This window comes from Methylobacterium sp. WL116 (assembly GCF_008039455.1).
GTDB lineage: Bacteria > Pseudomonadota > Alphaproteobacteria > Rhizobiales > Beijerinckiaceae > Methylobacterium.
In genome coordinates this window covers 1-1,917 of record NZ_VRUV01000706.1, presented here as the reverse complement: position 1 = coordinate 1,917, position 1,917 = coordinate 1, and the positions used below count along the sequence as shown (strand labels likewise).

Here is a 1,917-nt window from a genome sequence, read left to right as displayed (position 1 = left end):
GAACCGCCACCGCGTCGCCGTCGCGGACGGCGTTCATCTCGTTCTGCGGGCCCGCTACTGAACCGGACGCGCGGGCGGCCCCCCGCTCGCGCGCCGGAGACGGCGGCCCGCTACTGCGGCAGCTTGTCGTCGATGCCCTTCACGTACCAGTTCATGCCGAGGATCATCGGGTCGGGCGCGTCCTCGCCCGCCTTCACCGCGACCGTGCCGTCCTGCTTCGTCACCGGGCCGGCGAAGGGGTGGACCTTGCCCGACGCGATGCCGGCCTTGGTCTCCTCGGCCATCGCCTTCACGTTGTCCGGCATGTTGGTGAAGGGCGCGAGCACGACCATGCCGTCCTTGATGCCGCCCCAGGTGTCGTGGCTCTTCCACGAGCCGTCGAGCACCGCCTTGGCCTCGCCGATCACGTAGCCGTCCCAGTCGTCGGTGATCGAGGTCAGCTGCGCCTTCGGGGCGAAGCGGAACTGGTCCGAGGACTGGCCGAAGGCGAGCTTGCCGGCCTTCTCGGCCTCCTGCAGCGGGGCCGCGGAATCGGTGTGCTGGGTCAGGATGTCGGCGCCCTGCGCGAGCAGGGCCTTGGCGGCCTCCGCCTCCTTGCCCGGGTCGAACCAGGTGTTCACCCAGACGATCTTGAGCTTGACGTTGGGGTTCACCGACTGGGCGCCCAGCATGAAGGCGTTGATGCCGCTCACCACCTCGGGGATCGGGAACGAGGCGATGTAGCCGACCGTGCCGGACTTCGAGAGCGTGCCGGCGATCTTTCCGCAGACGTAGCGGCCCTCGTAGAAGCGGGCCGAGTAGGTCGAGACGTTGGCGCTGCGCTTGTATCCCGTGGCGTGCTCGAACTTCACGGTGGGGAATTTCTTGGCGACCTTCAGGGTCGGCTCCATGAAGCCGAACGAGGTGGTGAAGATCAGCTTGGCGCCCGAGCGCGCCAGCTTCTCGATCGAGCGCTCGCTGTCGGCCTCGGGCACGCTCTCGAGAAACATGGTCTCGACCTTGCCGGGCATCGCCGCCTCGAGCGCCTTGCGGCTGAGGTCGTGCTGGTAGGAATAGCCGTAATCGGCCACCGGGCCGACATAGACGAAGCCGACCTTGAGCTTGTCGTCGGCCCGCGCGGCGGGTGCGAGCAGGAGAGCAGCCAGGATGGCGCCGGTGATCGTCCGCATGGTCGTCGATGTCCCCAAGGTCGATACCCCCAACATGGCCCCCGCCTTCTAGCGGTGGGGCGTGAATTCGCGGCCCAGGGCGGCGGGCGCCAGCGAGCCGCCCTGGCGCCGCCCGAGGGACAGCAAGACCAGGGCCAGGATCGTCGCAACGTAGGGCAGCGCCGACAGCGCCTGCCCCGGCAGGCCGAGGCCCGCGGCCTGGGCGTGGAGCTGGAGCACCGTCGCGCCGCCGAACAGCAGCGCCCCGGCGGCCACCCGCAGCGGGCGCCACGAGGCGAACACCACCAGCGCCAGGGCGATCCAGCCGCGCCCGGCGGTCATCCCCGGCGACCAGAACGGGGTGTAGGCGAGCGACAGGTAGGCGCCGGCGAGCCCGGCGCAGGCGCCGCCGAACAGGACCGCGAGGACGCGGACCTTGCGCACCGGCAGGCCGAGCGCGTGCGTCGCGGTGTGGTCGTCGCCGATGGCGCGCAGCACCAGCCCGGCGCGGCTCCGGCCGAGGAACCACCACACCCCGAGCACCAGGGCGACCGCGACGTAGACGAAGGCGTCCTGCCCGAAGAGCAGGTCGCCGACGAGCGGCAGGTCGCTCAGCCCCGCCAGGTGGAGGTGGGGCGCCGGATCGCGCTTCATCCCGACGTAGCCGGTGCCGACGAGGCCCGAGAGCCCGAGGCCGAGGATCGTCAGGGCGAGGCCCGAGGCGACCTGGTTGGCGGCGAGCCCGACCGTGAGGATCGCGAACAGCCCC

Annotated in this window: 2 protein-coding genes; both read right to left on the bottom strand. The window is 71.0% G+C overall.

Features of this window, described 5'->3' with window-relative positions; genetic code table 11:
• Positions 1 to 110: 110 nt before the first annotated feature.
• The gene (locus tag FV223_RS26495) at positions 111 to 1,169 is read right to left on the bottom strand and encodes a BMP family ABC transporter substrate-binding protein (protein ID WP_147729717.1); all 1,059 of its coding nucleotides are present in this window, start codon (positions 1,167 to 1,169) and stop codon (positions 111 to 113) included.
• A gap of 48 nt (positions 1,170 to 1,217) precedes the next feature.
• Positions 1,218 to 1,917: ABC transporter permease (locus FV223_RS26490; RefSeq protein WP_147729716.1), on the bottom strand; the 700-nt coding region annotated here is incomplete at its 5' end.

Excerpts from the sequence above, each read along its gene's own strand:
- FV223_RS26495 (WP_147729717.1), bottom strand. The coding sequence starts at position 1,169 with ATGCGGACGATCACCGGCGCCATCCTGGCTGCTCTCCTGCTCGCACCC.